General features: G+C 74.7%; 23 protein-coding genes and 1 pseudogene. 15 read left to right on the forward strand and 9 right to left on the reverse strand.

The features are described 5' to 3' along the window. Window positions 1–33 precede the first annotated feature (33 nt). The 3 genes from H6H00_RS01190 (at window position 34) to H6H00_RS01200 (ending at window position 2,702) form a co-directional block, all read left to right on the forward strand. Window positions 34–699: a response regulator gene (locus H6H00_RS01190; RefSeq protein ID WP_255425515.1), complete on the forward strand. Its 666-nt coding sequence runs from the start codon at window positions 34–36 to the stop codon at window positions 697–699. A gap of 273 nt (window positions 700–972) precedes the next feature. Next, window positions 973–2,139, forward strand: coding sequence for a sensor histidine kinase (locus tag H6H00_RS01195; protein WP_185719549.1), 1,167 nt, complete (start codon window positions 973–975; stop codon window positions 2,137–2,139). Continuing rightward, window positions 2,136–2,702: a GerMN domain-containing protein gene (locus H6H00_RS01200; protein ID WP_185719550.1), complete on the forward strand. Its 567-nt coding sequence runs from the start codon at window positions 2,136–2,138 to the stop codon at window positions 2,700–2,702. Before H6H00_RS01195 ends, H6H00_RS01200 begins: the two co-directional genes overlap by 4 nt. Before the next feature lie 62 nt (window positions 2,703–2,764). Here the strand turns inward: H6H00_RS01200 and H6H00_RS01205 are convergent, their stop codons facing one another. Next, entirely contained in the window at window positions 2,765–3,265 is a 501-nt protein-coding gene (locus tag H6H00_RS01205) for a hypothetical protein (protein ID WP_221775753.1), read from the reverse strand. Between the two features lie 261 nt (window positions 3,266–3,526). Between H6H00_RS01205 and H6H00_RS01210 the strand changes: the two genes are divergently transcribed. The 5 genes and pseudogenes from H6H00_RS01210 to H6H00_RS01225 all read left to right on the forward strand — a co-directional run bounded on the left by H6H00_RS01210 (window position 3,527) and on the right by H6H00_RS01225 (window position 6,590). After that, window positions 3,527–4,189 carry a permease gene (locus tag H6H00_RS01210; protein ID WP_185719551.1) on the forward strand — a complete coding sequence of 221 codons (663 nt, stop codon included), beginning with the start codon at window positions 3,527–3,529 and terminating at the stop codon, window positions 4,187–4,189. Continuing rightward, window positions 4,186–4,362: pseudogene (locus H6H00_RS32735) on the forward strand (DUF3040 domain-containing protein); the annotation flags it as partial. The gene H6H00_RS01210 and the pseudogene H6H00_RS32735, both read left to right, overlap by 4 nt. A gap of 129 nt (window positions 4,363–4,491) precedes the next feature. Continuing rightward, window positions 4,492–4,833, forward strand: a complete 342-nt coding sequence (locus H6H00_RS32075) for a hypothetical protein (RefSeq protein ID WP_255425516.1) — start codon at window positions 4,492–4,494, stop codon at window positions 4,831–4,833. 9 nt (window positions 4,834–4,842) lie between these two features. Continuing rightward, window positions 4,843–6,087 (forward strand): molybdopterin-dependent oxidoreductase, encoded by a 1,245-nt coding sequence (locus H6H00_RS01220; protein ID WP_185719553.1) that lies wholly within the window; start codon window positions 4,843–4,845, stop codon window positions 6,085–6,087. Further along, on the forward strand, window positions 6,084–6,590 hold the full coding sequence (locus H6H00_RS01225) for a hypothetical protein (RefSeq protein ID WP_185719554.1): 507 nt from the start codon (window positions 6,084–6,086) through the stop codon (window positions 6,588–6,590). Before H6H00_RS01220 ends, H6H00_RS01225 begins: the two co-directional genes overlap by 4 nt. Before the next feature lie 55 nt (window positions 6,591–6,645). On the opposite strand, the gene H6H00_RS01230 is transcribed toward H6H00_RS01225, so the two are convergent. From H6H00_RS01230 to H6H00_RS01240, 3 genes are all read right to left on the reverse strand, one after another. After that, on the reverse strand, window positions 6,646–6,891 hold the full coding sequence (locus tag H6H00_RS01230) for a YrhK family protein (protein WP_185719555.1): 246 nt from the start codon (window positions 6,889–6,891) through the stop codon (window positions 6,646–6,648). 82 nt (window positions 6,892–6,973) lie between these two features. Further along, window positions 6,974–8,023 (reverse strand): ion channel, encoded by a 1,050-nt coding sequence (locus H6H00_RS01235; RefSeq protein WP_185719556.1) that lies wholly within the window; start codon window positions 8,021–8,023, stop codon window positions 6,974–6,976. Window positions 8,024–8,067: 44 nt separating this feature from the next. Continuing rightward, window positions 8,068–8,847, reverse strand: a complete 780-nt coding sequence (locus H6H00_RS01240) for an alpha/beta fold hydrolase (protein ID WP_185719557.1) — start codon at window positions 8,845–8,847, stop codon at window positions 8,068–8,070. A 306-nt stretch (window positions 8,848–9,153) separates the two neighbouring features. Between H6H00_RS01240 and H6H00_RS01245 the strand changes: the two genes are divergently transcribed. Continuing rightward, window positions 9,154–11,997: a UPF0182 family membrane protein gene (locus H6H00_RS01245; protein WP_185719558.1), complete on the forward strand. Its 2,844-nt coding sequence runs from the start codon at window positions 9,154–9,156 to the stop codon at window positions 11,995–11,997. Between the two features lie 25 nt (window positions 11,998–12,022). Next, on the forward strand, window positions 12,023–12,625 hold the full coding sequence (locus H6H00_RS01250) for a fasciclin domain-containing protein (RefSeq protein WP_185719559.1): 603 nt from the start codon (window positions 12,023–12,025) through the stop codon (window positions 12,623–12,625). A 6-nt stretch (window positions 12,626–12,631) separates the two neighbouring features. Here the strand turns inward: H6H00_RS01250 and H6H00_RS01255 are convergent, their stop codons facing one another. Then, entirely contained in the window at window positions 12,632–13,048 is a 417-nt protein-coding gene (locus tag H6H00_RS01255) for a hypothetical protein (protein WP_185719560.1), read from the reverse strand. A gap of 104 nt (window positions 13,049–13,152) precedes the next feature. Here H6H00_RS01255 and H6H00_RS01260 point away from each other — a divergent pair, with 104 nt between their 5' ends. From H6H00_RS01260 to H6H00_RS01275, 4 genes are all read left to right on the forward strand, one after another. Next, window positions 13,153–13,752, forward strand: a complete 600-nt coding sequence (locus H6H00_RS01260; RefSeq protein ID WP_185719561.1) for a copper chaperone PCu(A)C domain-containing protein — start codon at window positions 13,153–13,155, stop codon at window positions 13,750–13,752. 134 nt (window positions 13,753–13,886) lie between these two features. Continuing rightward, a complete protein-coding gene (locus H6H00_RS01265; protein ID WP_221775754.1) occupies window positions 13,887–14,351 on the forward strand; it encodes a YflT domain-containing protein in 465 nt (154 codons plus the stop codon). 133 nt (window positions 14,352–14,484) lie between these two features. Further along, window positions 14,485–16,047, forward strand: coding sequence for a molybdopterin-dependent oxidoreductase (locus tag H6H00_RS01270; protein WP_185719562.1), 1,563 nt, complete (start codon window positions 14,485–14,487; stop codon window positions 16,045–16,047). A gap of 33 nt (window positions 16,048–16,080) precedes the next feature. Further along, window positions 16,081–16,500 carry a hypothetical protein gene (locus tag H6H00_RS01275; RefSeq protein ID WP_185719563.1) on the forward strand — a complete coding sequence of 140 codons (420 nt, stop codon included), beginning with the start codon at window positions 16,081–16,083 and terminating at the stop codon, window positions 16,498–16,500. A gap of 4 nt (window positions 16,501–16,504) precedes the next feature. Here the strand turns inward: H6H00_RS01275 and H6H00_RS01280 are convergent, their stop codons facing one another. The 4 genes from H6H00_RS01280 to H6H00_RS01295 form a co-directional block, all read right to left on the reverse strand. Next, window positions 16,505–18,991, reverse strand: a complete 2,487-nt coding sequence (locus H6H00_RS01280) for an MMPL family transporter (RefSeq protein ID WP_221775755.1) — start codon at window positions 18,989–18,991, stop codon at window positions 16,505–16,507. Next, window positions 18,984–19,622 (reverse strand): hypothetical protein, encoded by a 639-nt coding sequence (locus H6H00_RS01285; protein ID WP_185719564.1) that lies wholly within the window; start codon window positions 19,620–19,622, stop codon window positions 18,984–18,986. The genes H6H00_RS01280 and H6H00_RS01285 overlap by 8 nt, the downstream gene beginning before the upstream one ends. Next, entirely contained in the window at window positions 19,619–20,125 is a 507-nt protein-coding gene (locus H6H00_RS01290) for an SPW repeat domain-containing protein (RefSeq protein WP_185719565.1), read from the reverse strand. Before H6H00_RS01290 ends, H6H00_RS01285 begins: the two co-directional genes overlap by 4 nt. A gap of 150 nt (window positions 20,126–20,275) precedes the next feature. After that, the gene (locus H6H00_RS01295) at window positions 20,276–21,631 is read right to left on the reverse strand and encodes a calcium:cation antiporter family protein (protein ID WP_185719566.1); all 1,356 of its coding nucleotides are present in this window, start codon (window positions 21,629–21,631) and stop codon (window positions 20,276–20,278) included. Window positions 21,632–21,700: 69 nt separating this feature from the next. Here H6H00_RS01295 and H6H00_RS01300 point away from each other — a divergent pair, with 69 nt between their 5' ends. Next, entirely contained in the window at window positions 21,701–22,897 is a 1,197-nt protein-coding gene (locus H6H00_RS01300; RefSeq protein WP_185719567.1) for a cation:proton antiporter, read from the forward strand. Window positions 22,898–23,087 lie beyond the last annotated feature (190 nt).

Raw genomic sequence — 23,087 nt, forward strand, 5'->3', positions numbered from 1 at the left:
GCCCCGGGGGACACCACTGCTGTGCAACCCTCCGTGCTGCTCATCGAGGACGACCTGCGGATCCGCCGGGTGGTCCAGCTCGGCCTGGCCAAGGACGGTTTCGACGTGGCCGAGGCCCCGACCGGCGAGGACGGCCTGGCGATGCTGGGCGACCGGTCGTTCGACGTCGTGTGCGTGGACGTCATGCTGCCGGGCTGCGACGGGTTCGCGGTGTGCCACGGCGTCCGCCGCGACAGCGACATCCCGATCATCATGGTCACGGCCCGGGCGGACAGCCACGACGTGGTCCGCGGGCTGGAGGCCGGTGCGGACGACTACGTCAGCAAGCCGTTCATGGTGCCGGAGCTCTCCGCCCGCATCCGGGCGCTGCTGCGCCGCGCGCAGGGAGCCCAGGTGCGCCACCGCGTGCGGGCGGGCGACCTGGAGATAGCCCCGCGCGACGGCGTGGTCCTGCGTGGGGGCCGGCCGCTGCACCTGACCCGGACCGAGTTCCGGATCCTCTGCGAGCTCGCCGCCGCTCCCGGTCGGGTCTGCAGCCGCGCGGAGCTGCTGGAGCGCGTCTGGGGGCACGGCTACTTCGGCGACAGCAGGCCGGTCGACGTCCACATCGGACGGCTCCGGCGGCGGATCGAGGCCGACCCCGGACGCCCGGAGATCGTGTTGACGGCACGGGGGCTGGGCTACCGGCTGCAGACGTGAACGCCCCGCGGGCTCGGTGGTGGCCCGAGCGGTGGCGGCCCGCGCGGTGGCGGCCCGAGCGGTGGCGGCCCGAGCGGTGGTGGCGCAGCCTGGTGGGCCGGACCACGGTGGCGTTCGGGGCGGTCGCGCTGGTCCTGGCGGTGACGATGGGCGCGGCGGTGCTCTGGGGGGTGTCGCAGTACCTGCTCGTGCAGCGCCAGGAGCTCACGCTGGGCCCAGACCACGGCCAACGCGCTGCGCCTGGAGCGCGGGCTGAGCGCGGCCGCCGTCCCGGTGCCGGAACTGCTCATCGCGCTGCCGCGGCCCGCCGGGTCGATCTCGCTGCTGTACTACGGCGAGGAGTGGTTCACCACCTCGCTGCTCAGCGGTCCCGAGCAGCTGCCCGCGACGCTGGTGCAGCGCGTCGGCGCCGGGGAGGCCGCGCGGCAGCGCACCGAGGTGAACGGCGACCTCCGGCTCGCCGTCGGGGTGCCGCTCGAAGGCGGGAACGGCGCGTACTTCGAGGTGTTCGCGCTGGAGGACCTCGACCGCAACTTCGAGGCGCTGGCGGTCGCCATGGCCGTCGCCGCGCTGGGCGCCCCGCCGTTCGGGATGCTGCTCGGCCGGTGGGCCACGCGCCGGGCCCTGCGCCCGCTGCGGGCGCTGTCCGCGACGGCGTCGGCCGTGGCCCGCGGGGACCTCGGCGCCCGGATCGACCCCGGCGACGACCCCGATCTCGTCGAGCTCGCCACCTCGTTCAACCGCAACACCGCCGCGCTGCAACGCCGGGTCGCCCGGGACGCGCGGTTCGCCGCGGACGTCAGCCACGAGCTGCGCAGCCCGCTGACCACGATGCTCGGCGCCGTCGACCTGGTGCAGAGCGGGCGCGACCGGCTGCCCCCCGACGCCGCGGAGGGCGTCGACCTCCTGCGCGTGGAGATCGACCGCTTCGAGCGGCTGGTCGCCGACCTGCTGGAGATCTCCCGGCCCGACGACGCGGGCCGCGCCGGCCTGCTGCTCGAGACCGTCCGGCCCGCGGAACTGGTCGAGCGCAGCCTCCCACCGGCCCGGCGCGCCGTCCTGCGCGTGGCGGCCGGGGCCGAGCACGCCGGCGTGGACGCCGACAAGCGCCGGCTGGAACGCGTCGTGGTCAACCTGGTGGAGAACGCCGACCGGCACGGCCGCGGCCTGACCGCGGTCACCGTCGACGTCCGGGACGGCCACGTGCGGATACTCGTCGGCGACGCCGGCCCGGGGGTTCCGGTGGCCGAGCGCGAGCGGATCTTCGAACGGTTCGCCAGGGCGGCGTCGACGCCGCGTACCGCCGGTGGGAGTTCCGGGCTGGGTCTCGCCCTGGTCCGCCGGCACGTCGAGCTCATGGGCGGCACCGTCACCGCGGGGGACAGCCCGCGGGGCGGGGCCCGCTTCACGGTGTGCCTGCCCCTGCGGCGGACGCCGTGAGCAGGCGGGCGGTGGGCAGGCGGGCGGTGGGCAGGCGCAGCGTGCTGTTCGCGCCGCTGCTCGTCCTGCCCGGCTGCGCGGCACGCGCGCAGCGGGAGCCGGTGCCGGTACCCCTGGACATCCCCGCCGGCCGGGTACGACCGGACCCGGACGGGACCGCGGCGGTGCGGATCTACCTCGTCCGGGACCGGCGGCTGGCGCCGGTGATCCGGCGGGCGCGCCCCGCACCGGAGGTCGCACTGGCGCTGCTCGCGGCCGGCCCGACCCCGGGGGAGGCGGCCGCCGGGCTGCGCAGCGCGCTGCCGGACCGACCCACGGCGGTCCGCGTCGCCCGGACGGAGGGGTTGACAACGGTCCTGGAGGTCGACGCGGATGTGATGCTGCTGCCGGAAGGTGACCGGTTGCCTGCCGTCGCGCAGCTGGTGTGGACGGCGACCGAGGCGCTCGGCGTCGACCTCGTGCAGGTGCAGCTCGACGGACGGCCGCTCACCGTGCTGACCGATGCGGGGCCGACCGCCGGGCCGCTGCGGCGCGGCGACCTCGACTCGGTCGCGCCCCGGTAGGGGCGGGAGCGCTCCGGCGCCCCGCCCGCCACCTGCGGAACGTCTCGAGTTCCGGCCGCCTGTCAGCCCGTGGCCGGGAGCAGCTCGATCGTCTCGGCCTGGATGTAGGGCTCGCCGTCGTAGTCGGTGAACAGGCCGTCGTCGAGGTCGGTGCCGGCGAACGCCTCGGCTCCCGGTACGTCGAAGCGCTCCATCACGGTGCCGGTCACCTCGACGGCCGAGTCCTCGGTGATCGCCGCGGCCGGTTCCGCACCCACGATGAGCAGCTCGTCGGCGCCGGTCTGCAGCGTCCCGGCGATGGTGAACGCCTGCGTGGAGATGAGATCGTTCACCTCGGCACTCACGGTGACCGTCTGTCCGACGAACGACATCGGGTCGGCGTAGTCGGGAGTGTCGAACACGCCGGCGTCGTCGACGACGGGCTCCTGCTGGATGTCCGCCACGTCGGCACCGGCCTCGGAGCCTGCGGTGTCGCCGCACGCGGTGAGCAACAGTGCGGACGTCGCCGCGATGCCGGCGAGTGCGGCGCGGCCGGCGAGGCCGCGCGTGCGGGTGGTGAACATGGGTGATCCTCCTGGACGAAGCGGTCCGCCGAGCGGCGGCTGACCTCCGGCTACCCGGGGCGGGGCGGGGACAGCACGATCCGACGGGACCGTCACGCGGTCGTCACGGGAGCCCCGCCGATGCAACGATCGTGTGCACGCGGCCCCCGGTCGCGTCGCCCGGCGCCCGTGACGGTTTCCGTCACGTGCGCCGGATCGGTCATGGAGCGGCCGCGTCACGGGTAGCCGGTGTCGACAGGACACACCGACGAGGAGGCCGTCATGACCGGACCCGACCCCACCACCCGCACGACCGGCCCGCTCGCCACCAACGGCGACACCGGGGCCCCCCGCACGCCCGGACCGGCCCCCGTGGAGACCCCGACCCCGGCCGGCGGCGCGATCGCACCACCGGACGACACCGGCCGCGACCGCGTCCGGTGGGGCCCGATCTGGGCCGGGGCGGTGGTGGTGCTGACCACCTTCATCGTGCTCCAGCTGCTGTTCTTCGCGCTCGGGTGGCTCGACCTCGGCTACGACGCGGGCGGCAGCGCCACGGCCGCGGCGATCGTCAGCGGCGTGCTCGGGCTGATCGCGTTCCTCGTCGGCGGGCTGACCGCGGCGGCGAGCACGATGTGGAGCCGTGCTGGTGACGGGGTCCTGCAGGGGGTGCTCGTCTGGGCGCTGAGCGTGGTGCTCATCCTCGGCCTCACCCTGGTCGGCGGCTCGGCCGCGCTGGGCCCGCTGGCGAACATCCTGGTCCAGACCTCGGCGCCGGCCGGGAACGCCGTCCCGGTCGATCCGGCGCAGGTGGTGGACGCGCTGCGGATGTCGGCGGGCTGGACCGCGCTCGGCCTCGGACTCGGCGCCGGGGCCGCCGCCCTGGGCGGGCTGGCCGGGGCGGGCCTGTGGTCGTCGCGGCGCTCGAACGGCGCGCGGACGTGATCAGCGACCGGGACCGGCGGGCACTCGCCGACATCGAACGGCAGACGCACGCCCTCGACCCCGAGCTGTGCGACCGGCTCCGCGGGCCCGGCCGGGGAGCCGGTCGCGGAGCGCGCCTGCTGGACCGGGCCACCAGCATCCCCGCGATCGCCGACTGGGCACTGGCGCTGGGCGCGGCGCTGCGGCTCGGGATGTCGCTGACGTCGAGCGCGTGGACGCGGAGGAGCAGCGGCCGTGAGGATCGCCGTCACGATCGGTCTCCGCACGGGCGATCAGCGGCGGACGCGCCTACCGTCTTCCGGATGCGGGAGCTGCGGAGCGAGGACCTGCTCGGCGCCACGGCCTGGTACCGGGACGGCTCGCGGATCGGGCCGGTCACGGGAGTCCACGTCGACGCCGACTTCGGGCGGCCGGTGTGGGCGTCGGTCCCGGACCGGCGTCTCGTGCCGCTGTGTCGTGCCGAGCTGACCGCCGACCGGCGCCTCCTGGTCGCGCTGCCCACGCCGGTCGTCGAGACCGCTCCCCCGCTGCCGCCGGGGGTCCAGGAGATCGACCGCGCCTTCGAGGACGCCCTCTACGCCCACTACGCCGCCGCGCTGCTCGGGGTCGCCGGCGGTGGTGTGGGCGGCCGGTCGAGCGGGTAGCACCCGAGCATGACCCACGGGCCCGGCCGGTGGCGCAGCCCGCTGCGCGGACCCTGGTTCACCGCCGTGCTCGGCCTGGTCCTGCTCGTCGCGATGCCGGTGCTGTTCCTGACCGGCCTTCTCTCCTACGCCGCCTACAACCCGGACCTGCCGGGCAACGACCTGACACCCGGGCGCGGGCTGCTGGGCTTCTACCTGTTCGACTGGCCCACCCGGCCGGTCTGGCTCTACCGGCTCAACCAGGGCGTGCACGTGACGCTCGGCATCGCGACGGTCCCGGTGGTGCTGGCCAAGCTGTGGTCGGTGCTCCCGAAGCTGTTCGTCTGGCCGCCCGCGCGCTCCCTCGCCCAGGCGCTGGACCGGGCCAGCCTGTTCCTGCTGGTCGGATCGGTGATCTTCGAGCTCGCCACCGGCATCATGAACATCCAGTACTGGTACGCGTTCCCGGGCTCGTTCTACGCACTGCACCTCTACGGCGCGTGGGTGTTCATCGCCGCGCTCGCCGCGCACGTCGCGCTCCGGCTGCCGCTGATGATCCGGGCGCTGCGCTCGCACAGCCGGCGCGCCGAGCTGCGCACCGGCACCGCGCGGACCCGGCCCGAGCCGCCCGACCTCCACGACCTGGTGGCCCCCGACCCGGGCCCGGCCACGATCTCCCGGCGCGGCGCGCTCGGCCTGGTCGGGGCGGGCTCGGGTGTGCTGCTGGCCCTGACCGCCGGGCAGAGCCTCGGCGGCCCGCTGCGCCACACCGCGCTGCTCGCCCCCCGCGGCCAGGTGCTCGGCGACGGCCCGAACGACTTCCAGATCAACAAGACGGCCGCCTCGGCCGGGATCACCGCGGCCGCGACGGGCCCGGCCTGGCGGCTGGAGCTGCGCGGGCCGGGGGCGCCGGTGCTGCTCGACCGCGCCGAGCTGCTCGCCCTCCCCCAGCACGACGCGCAGCTGCCGATCGCCTGCGTCGAGGGCTGGTCCACGACCGACCAGTCCTGGACCGGGGTGCGGCTCGCCGACCTCGCCGACCTGGCCGGGGCGGGCGACGCGGCCATGGTGCGCGTCGAGTCGGTCGAGCAGGGCGGGGCGTTCGCCGCGGCGAGCCTGCGCCGCAACCAGATCCTCGACCCGGCATCCCTGCTCGCGCTGCGCGTGAACGGGGTGGACCTCTCGCCCGACCACGGGTTCCCGGCCCGGGTGATCGTCCCGGCCAACCCCGGCGTGCACAACACCAAGTGGGTCACCCGGTTGAGCTTCCGATGAGGACCCGCTACGGCGCCGGACCGGTGCACCTGCTCGCCATGGTCGGCTGCTTCGCCCTGGCCGCCTACGCCGGGGTGCGCCTGCTCGACGCCCGTCCGCTCGCCGTCGCCATCTGGTTCACCGCGGCCGTCGTCGCCCACGACCTCGTGCTGTTCCCCCTCTACACGCTGGCCGACCGGTCGGCGCAGGCCGTCCTGCGCCGCCGCGCGCCCGCTCCCACCCTGTGGATCAACCACCTGCGGGTGCCGGTGCTGCTCTCCGGCCTGCTGCTGCTCGTCTGGTTCCCGCTGATCTTCCAGCTCAGCGGCTTCTACACCGCGGTCACCGCCCTGCCCGCCGAGGTCTACCTCGGCCGCTGGCTGCTCGTCACCGGGGTGCTGTTCACCGGCTCGGCGGCGATCCTCGCGGGGCGCCTGCTCCGGGCCCGGCCGGCCCGGGACATCGGCGGACGGGGCCCAACCGGGGCGGGACACGACGTGCGTCGCGGGCGCTCGCCGTCATGATCAGCGCAACTGGGAATCACGCCTGCCGGCCGCTCGACGATCGTGTACGGACCGCTCAGGCGCCGCTCCTCGACGAGTCCCCGAGCTCGCGGCGCTCGTAGGTGATCAGTGCGGATCCGACGTTCCCGACCAGCATGCCCGCCGAGCCGACGATGAACAGCCACACCGCGGCGTGCTGCAGGAGGCCGTCGTAGAGGAACAGGATGCTGCCGACGAAGAACGTCACCCCGCCGAGCACGCCGATCCCCTGGTGCAGCCGCCGGAACTCGGTTGCCACGTGCTGCAGACGCGCTCGGTTCATCGTGCTCCTTCGATCTCCTGCCGCTGACCGCCCGGCCGGCGGACACTCCACGAGTACCACGCAACCGTTGCGAACATGCACATCAGCGGCGCAGGTCGTCAGCACGCCCCATCGCCGCGAGCTCGGAGGGCTCGATGCGTTCCCGCCCGAGGTAGTAGACCGTGGCACCGTCGTCGACCCCGGCGTCCCACGGCGGGCTCACCACCACCCGACCGGCGGTGCGCACGGCGATCAGCGTCGCACCGAACCGGCGGCCGAACCGCGTCTGCAGCTCCCCGAACGTCTGCCCCGCCACCCCGGCCGGGAGCGCCGCGGAATAGGTGTTGCCGCCGGTGCCGCCGGTCATGAGATCGGCGTAGACCTGCGAGATGCCGGGGTCGAGCGCCTCCTCGGTGACCAGGTTCGGCACGTACCACTGCACGCACTGGATCGCCGGGTTGACGTAGCGCAGCTGCTCGCGCCGCGTCATCTCCCGCAGCGCCACCACGATGTGCAGGTCGGGGCGGGTGTGGTCGACGGCCAGCGCGATCGCCAGCGACTCGTTGTCGTCGCGGCCGTCGATGATCACCGTGCGGGCCCGCGCCACGCAGGCCCGGGTCATCACGTCGGTCGACGTCGGGTCGCCGCGCACGAACTGGACCTGCGCCAGCTCGGCCATCGGGTTCTCCGTCACCTCGTCCCACGCGCACAGCACCAGCGGGTGGGCCTGCTCGACGCTGAGCTCGCCGACCATGCGCTCGGTGCGCCCGGCCAGGTAGCCGATGATGACCACGTGCTCGCGGACGTCGAGCTGGGACAGACCCTTCACACGCTTTCCCCTCACGGACTGCAGGAACGACGCCAGCCGGGTGAACAGGATCGTCAGGGTGACGATCCCGCCGACGATGACGAACCCACCGACGGCATGGCCCCACGCGGTCTCGGGGTAGAGGTCCCCGTAGCCGACCGTCGAGGCCGAGACCAGGAACCACCACCAGTAGTTCGCCGGCTCCACGATCGCGTTGGCCGGTTCGGCCAGCCACATCCCGAACCAGCCCACGGCGAAGACCAGCACGGCGACGACGAGCGGGAGCCGCCACCCGTGCAGGGTCGTGTTGACCAGCGTCCAGAGGCGGTGGAGCAGGAACGGCACCGGTCCACGCTAGTGCAGCCGGCCGGAGCCGGAGGCCGGGCCGGTCAGGTGCGGGCGAGCACCAGGTCGAGGGTGTCCTTCGGGGCGTCCCACTGCGGGAAGTGCCCGCACCGGTCGAACCAGTGCAGGTGCGCGTCCGGGAACAGGGCAGCCGCGCGCCTGGCCTGCCCGGGGAACGTCACCCGGTCCCGCCGGCCCCAGCCGAGCGTGACCCTGCCCCGGACCGTCCCGGCCGCGGCACCCTCCTGCCGGGGCCCGCGGACCAGTGCGGTGAACGCCGGGTCGGTGCCGGGCGCGTCGGCCAGGCCGTACAGGTCGGGCAGCACGTCGGCCGGTTTCAGCGCCCAGGGCCGCGGGGAGAGCTGCGCGAGCAGCGCGCTGCGGGTCACCGGGTTGCCGACGAGCGCAGGCAGCATCGGACGCAACCGGCGCAGCAGCCCGATCGAGGCCCCCAGGCTCGTGCGGAACACCGCGACCTCGCGGTCGGGCCAGAAGCCCCCGGGGTCGAGGGCGACCACGTCCCCGCCGATGCCGCGCCGGGCCAGCTCCAGCACGATCCGCCCGCCCATCGACTGCCCGACCAGGTCGACGCCGTCGAGGTCCTGCTCGGCGACGAAACCCGCGACCGCCTCGGTGAGCGTGGCGATCGACAGCTCCCCGGGAGGTAGCGGGGACTCGCCGAAGCCGGGCAGGTCCACCGCGATCACCTCGCGGTGGGCGGCCAGCCCGTCGAACACCGACCCCCATGAGCGCCACGACCCACCGAGTCCGTGCACGAGCAGAAGTGGCTCGCCGCTTCCGCGGCGGACGTGGTGAAGGTTCATGGGTTCGGCGTACCCGGGGGCCGCGAGATCAATCCCGATCCATGATCGCCGTCCGGAACCGGCCCACCGGCTCGAGGAACGGCATGACCGGGCCGTCGCGCGAGGTCCGGCGCATGCGGGGCCTGTACCGGCGACGCGGCAGGCGGTCCCCCGAGGACGGTGATGTGACGACAATCGTCATCCAGCGGCGTCGGAGTCGCGGAACGTCCGTGTTGGCGCAATCGTTGCAAATACGCATCCCGGACGAACCCTCCCCCGACGAACCCTCCCCCGACGAACCCTGCACCTCGACGAACGGAGTCCCACGTGACCGACCGGCCCCCCACCGCGGCCCGCGGCCTCCCGCGCCGGCGCTGGATCGGCATCGCGGTCGCCGGCGCCGTGCTCGTGTCCCTGGCCGGATCGACCGTGCTGGGGACCTACGTCGACTGGCTCTGGTTCGACGCGCTCGACTACCGCGACCTGCTGGTGACGGTGCTGCTGACCCGGGCGGCCCAGTTCCTCGTCGCGGGCGCGCTCGTCGGGGGGCTGCTGGCGGGGACCGTCGCAGTCGCCCTGCGGTTCCGCCCGCCGGTGCTCCCGGCGGACGTCGCCGGCCCGGTCGCCGAGCTGCACACCCTGATCACCCGCAGGCCGTGGGTGATCCGCGCGGCGGTGCCGTCCGCCGTGGGCGTCCTCGCCGGGCTGGCGGCGCAGGGCGACTGGCGCACCACGCAGCTGTTCCTGCACGGCGGCGCCTTCGGCGTCACCGATCCGGAGTTCGGCCTCGACATCGGCTTCCACGTCTTCGACCTGCCCTTCTACCACCTCGTCCTCGGCTGGGCCCTGGTCGCGACCGTCCTGTCCCTGCTCGGCGCGGCTCTCATGCACCTCGCGCTCGGCGGGCTCGTAGCCGGCGGGCGGGGAGTGCGGATGACGCCCGCGGCCACCGCACACCTCGCGGTCCTCGCCGCCACCGTCGTGCTCCTGCTCGCCGCGGAGCTGTTCCTCGACCGCTACGAGCTGCTGTACTCGCAGCGCAACGAGCTGTTCACCGGCGCCACCTACACCGACCTGTACGCGGTGCTGCCCGCCAAGCTCGTGCTCACCGGGATCGCCGTGATCTGCGCGCTCACGTTCCTCGGTGGTGCGCTGCGCCGGGACCTGCGCCTCCCGGTGATCGCCACGGCCCTGCTGGTGGTCTCCTCGGTCCTGGTCGGCGCGGTCTGGCCCGCGCTGCTGCAGCAGTTCTCGGTGAACCCCAACGCCGACCAGCGCGAGGCCCTGTCGATCGGTCGCAACATCGAGGCCACGCGGGCCGCGTACGGCATCACCGACGACCGGGTCTCCTACGTCGACTACTCGGGCACGGGCGAGACGACGCCCGCCCGGCTCGCGGCCGAGTCCGCCACCGTCTCCAACATCCGGCTGCTCGACCCCACGCTGCTCGAGCAGACCTTCACCCAGCTCCAGCAGCGCGAGAACTTCTACGGGTTCCCGGCCGAGCTCGACGTCGACCGCTACCGCATCGACGGCGAGCTGCAGGGCTACGTCGTCGCGCTGCGGGAGCTGGAGACCGCGTCCCTGGCGGGCAACCAGCGCAGCTGGATCAACCAGCACCTGCGCTACACCCACGGCGACGGGTTCGTCGCCGCCCGGGCCGACCGCGTCGACGCCACACCCGGCGGGGTCGCGACGTCGAGCGGCTACCCGGTGTTCACCGTCAGCGACACCACCGGCGACGGCGAGATCCCCGTCGCCCAGCCCCGCGTCTACTACGGCGAGCTGATCGACAGCTACGTCATCGTCGGCGGCGACCCCGGTGACCCGGCGCGCGAGTTCGAGCTGGACGGCACCGAGTTCACCTACGACGGCTCCGGCGGCGTCCCGATCGGCGGCTGGCTGCGGCGGCTGGCCTTCGCCGCCCACTTCGGTGAGCGCAACATCCTGTTCAACGAGGCGGTCGGCGCCGGGTCGACGGTCCTGATGCGCCAGCACCCGCTGGAGCGGGTCGAGGCGGCCGCACCCTGGCTCACCGTCGACGGCGACCCGTACCCGGCGGTGGTCGACGGCCGGATCACCTGGATCGTCGACGGCTACACCACGCTGGACCGCTACCCCTACGCCGAGCAGGCGAGCCTGGGCACGGAGCGGGTCGGCTACGTCCGCGACTCGGTCAAGGCCACCGTCGACGCCTACGACGGCACCGTCACGCTCTACGCGGTCGACCCGGCCGACCCGGTGCTGCAGGCCTGGTCGGCCGCCTTTCCCGGCACCGTCCGGCCCGCCTCGGAGATCAGCGACGAGCTGCGCGCGCACTTCCGCTACCCCCAGGACCTGTTCGACGTCCAGCGCGACCTGATCACCCCTTACCACGTGGACGACCCGCAGCTGTTCTTCTCCACGAGCGACTTCTGGGACGTCCCCGCCGACCCGACGGTGGAGCAGGCCCCGGCGCCGCTCATCCCGACCCCGGCGGAGCCCGGGCCCGGCGAGGTCCCCCGGCAGCCCCCGCACTACGTGCTGGCCGGGCCGCCGGCCGCCGAGGGCCCGGCGCGGTTCCAGCTCACCAGCCCGCTGGTGGGGCTGCGCCGGCAGTTCCTCGCCGCCCACATGTCGGTCAGCTCCGCACCGGCGAGCTACGGCGACATCCGGGTGCTGCGGCTGCCCGGCGACGCCCAGACGCTGGGCCCGCAGCAGGTCCAGACGCGGTTCCGCTCCTCGGCGGAGGTGAGCGAGGAGCGGAACCTGCTGCAGGCCACCGCGACCAACGTGCAGTTCGGCAACCTGCTGACGCTCCCGACGGGCGACGGCACCCTGCTGCACGTCGAGCCCGTCTACGTGGAGCGGACCACCACCGCGGACGACGACTCGTTCCCCCAGCTCAACCGGGTGCTGGTGCTCTACGGCGACCGGGTCGGGTACGCGCCGACGCTCGCCGAGGCGCTCGACGAGGCGGCGGGCGCCGGCGCGGGGACCGTCGCCGAGTCCCCGACGGCGCCCGGCCCGGTCGACCCGACCGCGCGGGCGGCCGCGGCCGACGTCTCGGCCGCGCTGGAACGGCTGCGCGCCGCGAAGGCGGCGGGCGACCTGGCGGCCGAGGGCCAGGCGTTGATCGACCTCGACGACGCGGCACGGCGCTTCACCGCAGCGACGGGCTCACCGGCATGAACGACCCGACGACGAGGAGACCCCGATGACGCAGTCCGGCCGTTCCCGGCTCACCCGGCTCGCCTCGGCGACCGCCCTGGCCGCACTCCTGACCGGCTGCGCAGGCGACACCGTCCCGGCCGACCGGGACGTCGGGCCGGGCGTCTACGGGCCGGTCTGCGCGCGGGTCCCGATCGAGGGAGCGACGTTCCCGGGCACGGTCGCCGACCTGGTCGAGGCGTCGGCGGGGGGAGCGGACCCGCTGCTGTCCACGCTGGCCGGCGGCCTGCGGGTCACCGGGCTCCGCGACGCACTCGCCGATCCCGCGGCCGAGCTCACCGTGTTCGCCCCGACCGACGCCGCGTTCGAGGCGCTCCCCGCCGGCACGGTGCCCCGGTGGCAGCAGACCGACGTGCTCGACGACGTGCTGAGCGGGCACGTCGTCACCGGCCGCTACGACGCGGACGCGCTGGCCACGGTGGAGGCCGTCGGGACGCTCGGCGGGGAGCCGCTCGTCGTCAGCGGCGACCCGGCGTCGCTGGTGATCGGCGAGCGGGCCGGCGCCTCGGTGCTCTGCGGGAACATCCGCGCGACCAACGGGACGGTGTTCGTCGTCGACGAGGTGCTGCGGCCCGAAGGCGTCGGATGACCGCCCTCAGGCCCCGATCTCCTCGATCGTGGCGTCGTAGAGGTAGGCCTCGGTCTCGTACTCCTCGTACATGTCGTACTGCACCGGCGGCACGCCCTCCGACTCGGCGAAGCGGTGGTACTGCCCGACCGTGCCGACCACCCGGACGACCTCGCCCTGCCGCACCTCGGTCGGCGCCGCCGTCTGCACGAGCAGGCTGTCCTCGCCGTACTCCTGCCCGGCGAGCTCGAAGCTGCTCGGGTCCAGGACGTCGGTCACCTCCGCGCTGACGGTGACCCGCTGCCCGAGGTACTCCCCCTCGTAGAAGTTCTGCGGCTCCTGGATCTCCTCGATGGTCACCCCGCTCTCCGGGCCCGCGGTCTCCTGGGTCGAGCAGGCCCCGAGGACGGCGGCGCAGAGAACGGCGACGGTGCCTGCCGTCACGGCGCGCATGGACGGTCGGGGCCGGGGAGTGGAGTTCATGAGTCCGAGTACCACGCAACGGTTGCGAGTATGCACCATCGACGACGATCACAGGAGGAGACCGGATGCTCGGGACGAGGGCCACGCTGCTCGGCGCGGCGTGTGTGTTGGCGCTCAGCGGCTGCGGGGCCGGGCAGGAGGCGGCGACCGCGAACCAGGTGACCGCCTCGGGAGGGTCGGCGGGGTCGGCGGGGTCGCTGATGGTCCGCAACGCGCAGTTCGCCTGGTCCGACCCCGTGCCCGGGGGCCTCGTGTACCCGGCAGGCTCCGACGCGGCGCTGCAGGTCACGATCGTCAACGAGAAGTCCGACGGCCTCGACGACGGCGACCGGCTGGTGGCGGTGTCCAGCCCGGTCGCGGCCGGCGGCCGGATCGTGGGCGACGCCGCCATCCCGGACGGGCAGGTCCTCACCGCGGGCTACGACCAGCCGGTCGCGTCGATCGAGCGGCCCGGCACCAGCTCCGTCGACATCGCGCTGGTGGGTCTGACCACCCCGCTGCGGGCCGGACTGACCTACCCGGTGGTGTTCACCTTCGAGAACGCGGGCGAGGTCCGGCTGGAGGTCGGGGTGGAGAACCCGCAGGTCCTGCCGCCCCGCGCCCGCGACGGCGAGGAGGAGGACCCGTCGTTCCTGGAGACCGGTCCCGACGTCGCACCCCGCTGAGCACCCGGGTGCGCAATCGTTGCGTCGTTGTGACCGGATGGCCCGCCGTCGCGGGTACCCAGGAGGGTGAGCGCACCGAACCGCTCCTCCCGCCCGAGACGCCGACGAGCCCGACCCGACCTCCAGGAGCACTCGTGCAGAACCCCAGCAAGATCGTGGCCTCCTACCCCGACTACGCCGACGCCCAGCGGGTCGTCGACGCGCTGGCCGACCAGCACTTCCCGGTCGGCGGACTGGCGATCGTCGGCGCCAACCTGCAGTCCTTCGAGCAGATCACCGGGCGCCGCGGCCTCGCCCGCGCGGCCGCGTCGGGGCTCACCAGCGGCGCGCTCACCGGCGCCCTGATCGGCTGGCTGCTCGGCCTCTTCAACATCGCCCAACCCCTGGTGTCCTCGCTGGTGATGGCGCTGTTCGGCGTGGTCGTCGGCGGGGTCATCGGGCTGGTACTCGGGCTGGTCGCGCACCTGGCGAGCGGCGGGCGCCGCGACTTCTCCTCGATCTCCTCGGTCCGCGCCGAGCGCTACGACGTGCTGGCCGTCACCGAGATCGCCGACGAGGCCGAGCTCGCCATCCGGGAGCTGAAGCCCGCCAGCAGGTGACGCCGGCCGCGACAGCGGCGACATCCCGACCTCGTGGTCGACACGGTGCTGATGCCCCCAGCCGCCGATCCGATCACGTGCCCGCGCGGGCGGCCCGGTCCGGGCCGTCCGCGCACCCGATCCAGGAGCTGACATGCCCTCCACCCGTCTCGGCGTCGCGCAGTCCGCGTTCGTGGGGTTCCTCGCCGTGGCCATGGCCCTCGCCGCCGGCCACCTCGTCGCCGGCCTGCTGCTGAGCCCGTCCGCCTCGCCGTTCCTCGCCGTCGGCAACGCCGCGATCGACCGCACCCCGACCCCGGTGAAGAACTTCGCCGTGCAGCAGTTCGGCACGAACGACAAGCTCGCCCTGCTGATCGGGATGGCGGTGGTCATCGCGCTCGTCGCGGTGGCCGCCGGGCTCCTGTCGCGGCGCTCGCCCGTCCCCGGCCTCGTGATCGTCGGGCTGCTGGGCGGGCTCGGCCTGCTGGCCGTGGCCGAGCAGGCCGGCACCTCGGGGCCCACGCTGCTGGCCCCGCTCGCCTCCCTCCTGGCCGGGGTCGGGGCCTTCTGGGGACTGCACGCCCTGGCCCGCAGCACGCACCGCGACCCCACCCCGGACCGTCGACGGGGGGTCCCCCGCCGCGAGTTCCTCGTCGCCTCCGGCAGCGTCGCCGCCGGAGCCGCGCTGATGGGCGTGGGCGGCGAGCTGCTGTCGCGCCGCGTCGACGTCGCCGCCTCCCGCGCCGCCGTCGGCCCGCTCGTCCCCGCCGCACCCTCCCCGCCGATCCCGGCCGGGGCCGCCTTCCCCGAGCTGGGCACCCCCACCTTCCTCACCCCGGCCGCCGAGTTCTACCGCGTCGACGTCAACCTCACCGTGCCCCAGCTCCGCGCCGAGGACGCCCGGCTGCGGATCACCGGCCTGGTCGACCGCGAGATCGAGCTCACCTACGACGACGTCCGCGCCCACCGGCTCGTCGAGCGCCCGATCACGATGACCTGCGTGTCCAACTACGTCGGCGGCCCCTACGTCTCCACCGCCGCGTTCATCGGCGTCCCGCTCACCGACCTCCTGCTCGAGGCCGGCGTCCGGCCCGAGGCCACCCAGCTGATCGGGCGCTCCGTCGACGGGTTCACCATCGGCACCCCGCTGCGCCGGGTGCTCCAGGCCGAGGACCGCGCGATGCTCGCCATCGGCATGAACGGCGAGCCGCTGCTGCCCGAGCACGGGTTCCCCATGCGCACCGTCATCCCCGGCCTCTACGGCTACGTCAGCGCGACCAAGTGGGTCACCGAGCTGGAGCTCACGACGTTCGACGTCGACCCCTACTGGGAGCAGCGCGGCTGGGACGGCGACCCCGAGGGCATCGTCACGATCAAGACCTCCTCCCGCATCGACGCGCCCGGCCCGTTCGAGCAGGTCCCCGCCGGCGAGGTGACCTTCGCGGGCATCTCGTGGGCGCAGACGATCGGCATCGAGCGCGTCGAGATCAGCGTCGACGAGGGGCCGTGGGAGGACGCCGAGCTCGGCGTCGCGGTCAACGTGGACACCTGGCGGATGTGGCGCGCCCGGCGCACCCTCGACCCGGGCCTGCACACCGTCACGGTCCGGGCGACCGACCGGTCCGGCTACACCCAGACCGCGGAGCGCGTCGGCCCGATCAACCCGGGCCCCGACGGCTCCACCGGCCTGCACAGCATCACGTTCACGGTGGCGTGACCCACCAGCACGAGGAGACGACGATGGACGACCATGGGTGACTACGACGATCCGGAACTCACCGGCCAGGACCGCAGGCGCAGGCCGCTGCTCGCCGTCGCCGCGGCGGTGCTCGCCCTCGTCGTCGGGCTGGCGGTCGGCTACGTCGTGGGTGGCGGGACGAGCCGGGAGAGCTCGGTGGCCGCGGTGGAGACGGCTCCCCCGAGCGCCCCGCCGACGGCCGACGCCGCACCGGACCCGGACGCCCCCGAGCCGTGCCTGGCCGCCGGGGCGGCCGGGACGCAGGTGCTCCAGGAGCTGGAGGCGGCCGTGCAGGCCATCGGGGCGCTCGACCCGACCGCACTGCGGGAGATCCTCGACCGCCTCCAGCCGCTGCAGCGCGAGCTGGAGAGCTCCGTCGCCGGGTGCGGCAGCCGGGTGGCCCCGTCCACGCCGTCGGGGCCGCCCGGCTGACCCGTCATGATCGCGGCTGTCGCCGGATCACCTGGACGGCCACGAGGAGCCCGGCGGCGGCGATCGCCCAGCGCAGCGCCGGGGGGATGGTGCAGCGCAGCGCCGGGGGGATGTCCCGGCCCGGGGCCCGGGGCCGCTCCCGTCGCGGCGCCGGGGGGTCCGCCCGCCGGGCCGGCCGCCCGGCCGCCGGCGGCGCCGCCGCGACGGGGGTGGGCGCCCGCACCGGACGTTCCGGCTCGCCGTCCGGTGTCCCGGCGGCCGGCCCGGCGAGCCGGCGTCCCGGCCACCCGCTGAACCGGCCGAACAGCGAGATCAGGGCCGGCACCAGCAGCGGGCGCACCACGAACGCGTCGATGAGCACCCCGAGGGCCAGCGCGAGGGCCAGCTGCCGGAACGTCGCGATCGGGATGAGCGCGATGAACCCGAAGCTGGCGGCGAGGGTCAGCCCCGCCGCGGTGATCGCCCGGGTGGACCGGGGGACGGCCACCGCGAGCGCCTCGCGCAGCGGTCGCCTGCGGGCCTCCTCCCACACGTAGCCGACGGAGAAGATGTTGTAGTCCGAGCCGAGGGAGATCAGCAGCACGCCCGCGGCGAACGGCACGTAGAAGATCAGCCCGTCCTGGTCCAGCGGGACCTGGAAGATCCAGGTGGTCAGCCCGAGCGCGGCGCCGACGGCCAGGACGCTGGTGGCCAGCAGGTACAGCGGCGCCACCACCGCCCGCAGGAAGACCACCAGCAGCAGCAGGTCGACGAGCAGGACGGCGACGGCCACCCGGCCCAGGTCCCCGGACGCCGTCTCCACCAGCGGGAGCCCGACGGCCGTGTCCCCGGCGTAGGCCACCTCGGCCCCGGCCAGCCCGGCGGCGGCGAGCAGGGCGGGCATCCGGTCCCGGAGCTCGGCGAGGTGGTTGATCGCCGTGGCGCCGAGCGGGTCGGAGTCGAAGACCAGCAGGATCCGGGCCGCGTCGCCACCCGGGGCCAGGAACAGGCCGAGCTCGCGTTGGAGTGGCTGGTCACCGGGTCCGAGCACGGCCGCCACCCCCGGCGTGCGCCCCAGCGCGGTGCCGAGCGCCTCCAGTTCGGCCCGCTCCGCGGTGATGCCGGGCGCCGACAGGATGACCTCCGTCGGCCCGAGTATCCCGGGGGCGAACCCCGCGGCGGCCGCCTCGGCCGCCACGCGCACCGGGTTCTCCGCGGGCAGCGCCGCGACCGGCGCCACCCCGGACCGCAGGTCGGCCAGCGGGAGGGCCGCCGCGACCAGCAGGGCGACCAGCACGCCGGTCGCCGACGCGGCGACCCAGCGGCGCCCGATCAGGCGCAGGTACCGGCCCGGGACGACCGGCCGCGAGAGCGCCGCCTGCGCCCGCCCGGGCCGGGTGCCCGAGCCCGGGCGGGACGGCCAGAACGCCGCGCCACCCAGGATCGCGAGCAGCGCCGGGACCATGGTGACCGAGACGGCGAGCCCGACCAGCACGGTGATGGCCAGTCCCGGGCCGAACGCCCGGAACAGCGGCGACTCGGCGACGAGCAGCGCGCTGACCCCCGCCGCCACCGTGATGCCGGCGACGAGCACGATCGGCAGGTACACGGCCATCCCCCTGCACACGGCCGCCCGCCCGCTCCTGCCCTGCTCGTACTCGGCCGTCACCCCGGACAGGAAGAAGATCGTGTAGTCGGTGGTGATGCCCAGCAGCAGCGCGACCACGAGCGGCTGGAGCTGGCTGGGCACGGCGAGGTCGGTCAGCTCGCCGAACAGCCCGATCATCCGGTCGGTCACCAGGTAGCCCACGCCTGCGGTGATCAGCGTGACGACCGGTGCCAGCACCGACCCGAAGTTGAGCCCGACGATCAGCGCGATCGCCGCCAGCGTCGCGAGCTCCACCAGCGGCAGCGACTCGGCGATGATCTCGTTCTGCGCGGCCTGGGCCAGGAACGTGCCGGTGGAGCCGACCAGCCCGCCCTCGGGGACCTCAAGCCCCTCCGCGTACTCCCGGGTGATCGCCCCCTGGCCCGCGATGCCGACGGCCGGGTCGATGAACAGGTAGGTCACGATCGTGGTGCCCTGCTCCGCCGCGCCGGGGAACAGGAGCGGCGTGTTGAGCACCGGGTAGGCCAGCAGCAGGTCGTCGTCGGGGCCCCCGCCCTGCACCGCGGTGTCCTGCACCACCTCCGCCGCGGCCAGCAGCGAGTCGGCGAGGAGGTAGGGGTCCAGGCCGCCGGGGTCCCGCTGGACGACCGCGGTCGGGCTGAGCAGCGGCAGGCCGAACCGCTCGACGGCGTCGACCTGCGCCTGGACCGCCGCGCTGGAGCCGCCCAGCAACCCGGCCAGGCCGCCACCGACGGCCGTGAGGCTCGGCAGGAACAGCGTGGCCCCGGCCGTCAGCAGGGCCACGGCCACCAGGACCCACCAGCGCGCGGCCACGACGGCCGCGGTGTAGCGCTCCGCCACGGACCGGCGCAGCCGCCGCACCGCCGCCGGTGGTTCAGCCATGCGTCGGGCCGGGGTCCGGGCCGTCCCAGCCGGGCGGGGGCGTGACCCCGAGCCTGCGCAGCTCCGCGTGCGCCAGCGCCGTGTGGCGGCCGTGCTCCAGGTCGAGCCACGGGCGGGGGCTGATGCGGCACAGCTCGCCGTAGGGCACCCGCCGGACCGCGGCGCGGGCGAGGTGCTCGACGAGCGCCGGGGCGGCGGGCCCGGACAGCATGCGGCGCAACCCGCGCAGCTCGCGGCGCCGGGCCAGGCGCAGCGGCAGCCACAGCGCGAGAGCGGGGAGCAGCCCCAGCAGGCCGATCGTCGTGCCCACCCCGATCGCGACGGCCCGCACCCCGTCCCGCGCCGCGACGGCCTGTACCCGGACGTCGCCCGCGGTCGCGGTGATGTCACCGGCGAGCCGGCCCGCGCTCTCCCCGATGAGCGGGGCGTCCGCGACCAGCCCGATCGCCCGGCCCGTGGAGTCCAACGCCGACGCGGCGTCGAGCAGCCCCCGGTGCAGCTCGGCGAGCCCCCACAGCTGGGTTCCCACCACCAGACCCAGTGCGGCGAACACGGCCACCGCCGACATCGCGACGAGGTCCAGGCGCCGGACCGTGCGCCGGCTCGGCACGAGGGCGAACTCGGAGGTCACGTGCGCGGCTCGGCGGGCCGGCGACGGCTCAGCGCCCGGCTCGCGCACGCCAGCGCGATGACCAGGGCCCCGACCGCGATGTCGTTGACCGTGGCCGCGGTGGCGACGCGGTCGTCGTTGTAGAACAGCAGGAAGGGGGCGGCCACCAACCACGCCCCGAGTACGACGTTGACCAGCCCGACCCCGACGGTGCGGTTCGGGGAGACCATCCGCACCACCGCCACGACCGCGATCGCCGCCCCGACGACCCGGTCGTTCCACCGCGCGTCGAAGCCGCCGCTGATGTCGGGGTAGTCCAGCACGAAGGGCGCCAGCACCAGCCACACCCCCGCCAGGAAGATCAGCGCGCTGAACACCGCGGCGGCGACGCCCTCGTCGCGGGCGTCGGCCAGCAACCCCGCGGCGGCCGGGTCCACCGGGTGCGCCGGGTCGGGAAAGCCGCCGGCCCCACCGGCCGGGTACACGTAGGGCACCTCGCGCGGCTCCTGTCCTGCTTCGTCCATCTCACTCCCCGACCTGTGCCGCCGACCGTGCGGGCGACGTGCCTGCGGGATACCCACTCTTGCGCAGTCGCAACTACCGGCCGGTCGCGTCCCCGCACATGATGCCAGCACAGCCGCAACGGATGTGGCCCCGCACGAGCCGGTCGACGCTCATGCCCGGCCCGCCTCGCGCTCCAGCTCCTCGAACGGGGTGACCAGCCCGTCGCGCACGATCCGGCGGGTCCGGTGGCGGTACCGGAGCAGCTGCCCCGCGGCGAGCAGCCCGTAGAGCGCGGAGAGCACGACGATCACGATCCGGTTGACCTCGGGGCCGAGCGTGATGCTGGCCGTGAACTGCACCGCGAACAGCACGAACAGCGCCGTCGCACCCCTCGCGGTGAGCCCGAGGTTCACCAGCAGGCTCACCGCGAACAGCGACTGGGCCGCGGTGATCAGCAGCTCGAAGCGCTGGTTGGCGTCGAGCGGGAGCCCGGCGGACGTCGTGGCGGACAGCGCGAACACGATCGGGAGCGTGCCCACGAGCAGCGTCCACTGGTTGACCTTGCTCGACAGCAGCGCGCCGAGCGAGTCCGAGGCCTTGAGCCGCAGCGCGTACAGGCAGGCCACGATCAGCTCGGGCGACTCGCTGGCCAGCGGCGCCACCCACTGCACCAGCAGGAACCGGTCGACGCCCAGCGCGCCCCCGGTGGCCACGAGCCCGTTGGCGAAGTGCTCGGCGGTGGCCAGGATGACCAGCCCCGCCACGGCGAACATCGCGACGACCCAGCCCCGTCGGGCCCGCCGGGGCTTGCCCCCGACCCAGGCCGCGGTGCCGGCCAGGTCGGGCTCCTGCGCCGGGGCCTTCGACAGCCGCCAGACGTAGGCGGCGAACAGGGAGACGAAGACGGCCGCGTCGAGGAGGGTGAGGCTGGTGCGCAGCGGCAGCGTCAGCGAGTACAGGGTGGCCAGGCCCAGGAACACCACCTCGGCCGACATCGCCGGCTGGAGGTCGACCTCGCCGCGGTGGGTGGACGCGCTGTCGCCGCCGCCCGCCCGGCGGCTGCGCCACACCCCGATGCTCGCCACCGCCACGACCAGCGGCCACCCGACGCCGACCAGCACCCGGTTGGCCCCGGTCATGTTGGCCAGCGCGAGCGCGCACGGGTCGGCCCCGTCCGGCAGCGGCACGCACATCCCGTTCGCGGCGTACACCTGGCCCGCCTGGAAGGTGAAGACGAAGTCCACCGCGTACTCGGGCAGCACCGCCATCAGGGCGAGCAGCGCGATGGCCAGCCCGGCACTGACGTCCACCTGGGCCGCCTCGGCGGCCCAGGACAGCACGAACGCGGCTCCGATGATCGCGATGCCGAACACCGCGGCGGCGAGCGGGGGCGGGAGGTCCGGGTGCGGCAGGCCCAGGTACTCGGCCGCGCCGAGGTAGGCGCCCGGCAGCGCGAGCGCCACCGCCACCGGGAGCTGCCGGGGGAACCGGCCGGTCGTCGTGGATCCCTCCGCGGTACGGCTCATGTGGGACGATTCCCCCAACATGTGCGTGCGTAACCGCAATTTTTGCGTCAACTTGCAAGGGAGCGCGGCATGGTCCTCGTACTGACCTTCGGCGTGGTGCTGCTGACGACGGTGGCCCTGTCCGGGCTGGCGGCGCGTTCGGTGCTGTCCACGGCGCTGGTGTTCCTGGTGGCCGGGGCGCTGGTGGGGCCCGGTTTCCTGGGCCTCATCGAGGTCTCCCCGAGCGGGACGCTGGTGCGCACGCTCGCCGACCTGGCGCTGTTCACCGTGCTGTTCGTCGACGGCGGGCGGCTGTCGGTGGCGCGGCTGCGCAGCGGGTGGCGGCTCTCGGGCCGGGCGCTCGGGCTCGGCATGCCGCTGGCCCTGGTCCTCGTCGCGCTGGCGACGCACCTGCTGGTCGGCCTGGACTGGACCACCTCGCTGCTGGTGGGGGCGATCCTCGCGCCCACCGACCCGGTGTTCGCCTCGGCGATCGTGAGCCGCAGCGAGGTGCCGGCGCGGCTGCGCACGCTGCTGGGCATCGAGTCCGGCGTCAACGACGGGCTGGCGCTGCCCGCTGTGCTGGTGCTCATCGCGCTGGGTACCGGCGCGGACGCCGGGTTCGGCCCGATCGCCCTGGAGCTGGTGCTGGGCATCGTGCTCGGGGTGGTGCTGCCGCTCGCCGTCACCGCGCTGTTCCGGCTGCCCCTGCTCGGCGCCGAGCCCCGGCTGCAGCCGCTGGGCCCGCTCGCGGTGGCGATCGTGCTGTACGGGCTGTGCAGCCTCACCCACGCCAACGCCTACCTCGCGGCGTTCGCCGCGGGCATCACCCTGGCCACCGTCGCCCCGCAGCCGGTGGAGGCGTTCGCCGAGTTCGGCGAGCTGGTCTCCGAGCTCACCAAGTTCGCCGCGGTGCTGGTCTTCGGTGCGCTGCTCACCCCCGCGTTCTTCGGCGGGCTCGGCGCCGGGGAGTGGGCCGTGGCCCTGCTCTCGCTGCTGGTCGTCCGGCCGGCGTCGATGCTGGTGTCGCTGTGGCGGGCCGACCTGCCCCGCCGGGAGCGCGTCGCGGCCGCGTGGTTCGGGCCCAAGGGGTTCGCCTCGGTCGTCTACGGCCTGCTCGCCGTGCAGTCGGGCATCCCGAACGCGTCGACGGTGTTCGAGGTGGTGGCGCTGACGATCGCGGTGTCGATGGTCGCCCACAGCACGACCGACGTCCCGGTGTCCCGGGCCTTCGACGTCGAGGAGATCGCCGGGCTGCCCGACGACGACGTGCCGGACCGGCGCTGAGGCGCTCCGGGCACAGCCCCACCGTCCGTCCGTGCGGATCGACGTGGTGATCGCCACCAGACGCACCACGCGCCCGCACCCAGGGCCCGGCGTGCGGCCACGAGCGATCACGAGCGGCGCAACGTCGCTCCCCGCCGCCCTTCCCGGTCACGACAGCCCGCGGCGGTCGGCGTCGCCACCGGACGCGGGC

Source organism: Pseudonocardia petroleophila (assembly GCF_014235185.1).
GTDB lineage: Bacteria > Actinomycetota > Actinomycetes > Mycobacteriales > Pseudonocardiaceae > Pseudonocardia > Pseudonocardia petroleophila.

What these genes read in the sequence shown, in the direction of transcription:
- H6H00_RS01210 (WP_185719551.1), top strand. Translation starts at nt 3,527, where the DNA reads ATGACCGGACCCGACCCCACCACCCGCACGACCGGCCCGCTCGCCACC.
- H6H00_RS01250 (WP_185719559.1), top strand. Translation starts at nt 12,023, where the DNA reads ATGACGCAGTCCGGCCGTTCCCGGCTCACCCGGCTCGCCTCGGCGACC.
- H6H00_RS01290 (WP_185719565.1), bottom strand. Translation starts at nt 20,125, where the DNA reads ATGGACGAAGCAGGACAGGAGCCGCGCGAGGTGCCCTACGTGTACCCG.
- H6H00_RS01275 (WP_185719563.1), top strand. Translation starts at nt 16,081, where the DNA reads ATGGGTGACTACGACGATCCGGAACTCACCGGCCAGGACCGCAGGCGC.
- H6H00_RS01205 (WP_221775753.1), bottom strand. Translation starts at nt 3,265, where the DNA reads ATGTTCACCACCCGCACGCGCGGCCTCGCCGGCCGCGCCGCACTCGCC.
- H6H00_RS01230 (WP_185719555.1), bottom strand. Translation starts at nt 6,891, where the DNA reads ATGAACCGAGCGCGTCTGCAGCACGTGGCAACCGAGTTCCGGCGGCTG.
- H6H00_RS01220 (WP_185719553.1), top strand. Translation starts at nt 4,843, where the DNA reads ATGACCCACGGGCCCGGCCGGTGGCGCAGCCCGCTGCGCGGACCCTGG.
- H6H00_RS01300 (WP_185719567.1), top strand. Translation starts at nt 21,701, where the DNA reads ATGGTCCTCGTACTGACCTTCGGCGTGGTGCTGCTGACGACGGTGGCC.
- H6H00_RS01270 (WP_185719562.1), top strand. Translation starts at nt 14,485, where the DNA reads ATGCCCTCCACCCGTCTCGGCGTCGCGCAGTCCGCGTTCGTGGGGTTC.
- H6H00_RS01240 (WP_185719557.1), bottom strand. Translation starts at nt 8,847, where the DNA reads ATGAACCTTCACCACGTCCGCCGCGGAAGCGGCGAGCCACTTCTGCTC.
- H6H00_RS32075 (WP_255425516.1), top strand. Translation starts at nt 4,492, where the DNA reads ATGCGGGAGCTGCGGAGCGAGGACCTGCTCGGCGCCACGGCCTGGTAC.
- H6H00_RS01225 (WP_185719554.1), top strand. Translation starts at nt 6,084, where the DNA reads ATGAGGACCCGCTACGGCGCCGGACCGGTGCACCTGCTCGCCATGGTC.
- H6H00_RS01260 (WP_185719561.1), top strand. Translation starts at nt 13,153, where the DNA reads ATGCTCGGGACGAGGGCCACGCTGCTCGGCGCGGCGTGTGTGTTGGCG.
- H6H00_RS01280 (WP_221775755.1), bottom strand. Translation starts at nt 18,991, where the DNA reads ATGGCTGAACCACCGGCGGCGGTGCGGCGGCTGCGCCGGTCCGTGGCG.
- H6H00_RS01295 (WP_185719566.1), bottom strand. Translation starts at nt 21,631, where the DNA reads ATGAGCCGTACCGCGGAGGGATCCACGACGACCGGCCGGTTCCCCCGG.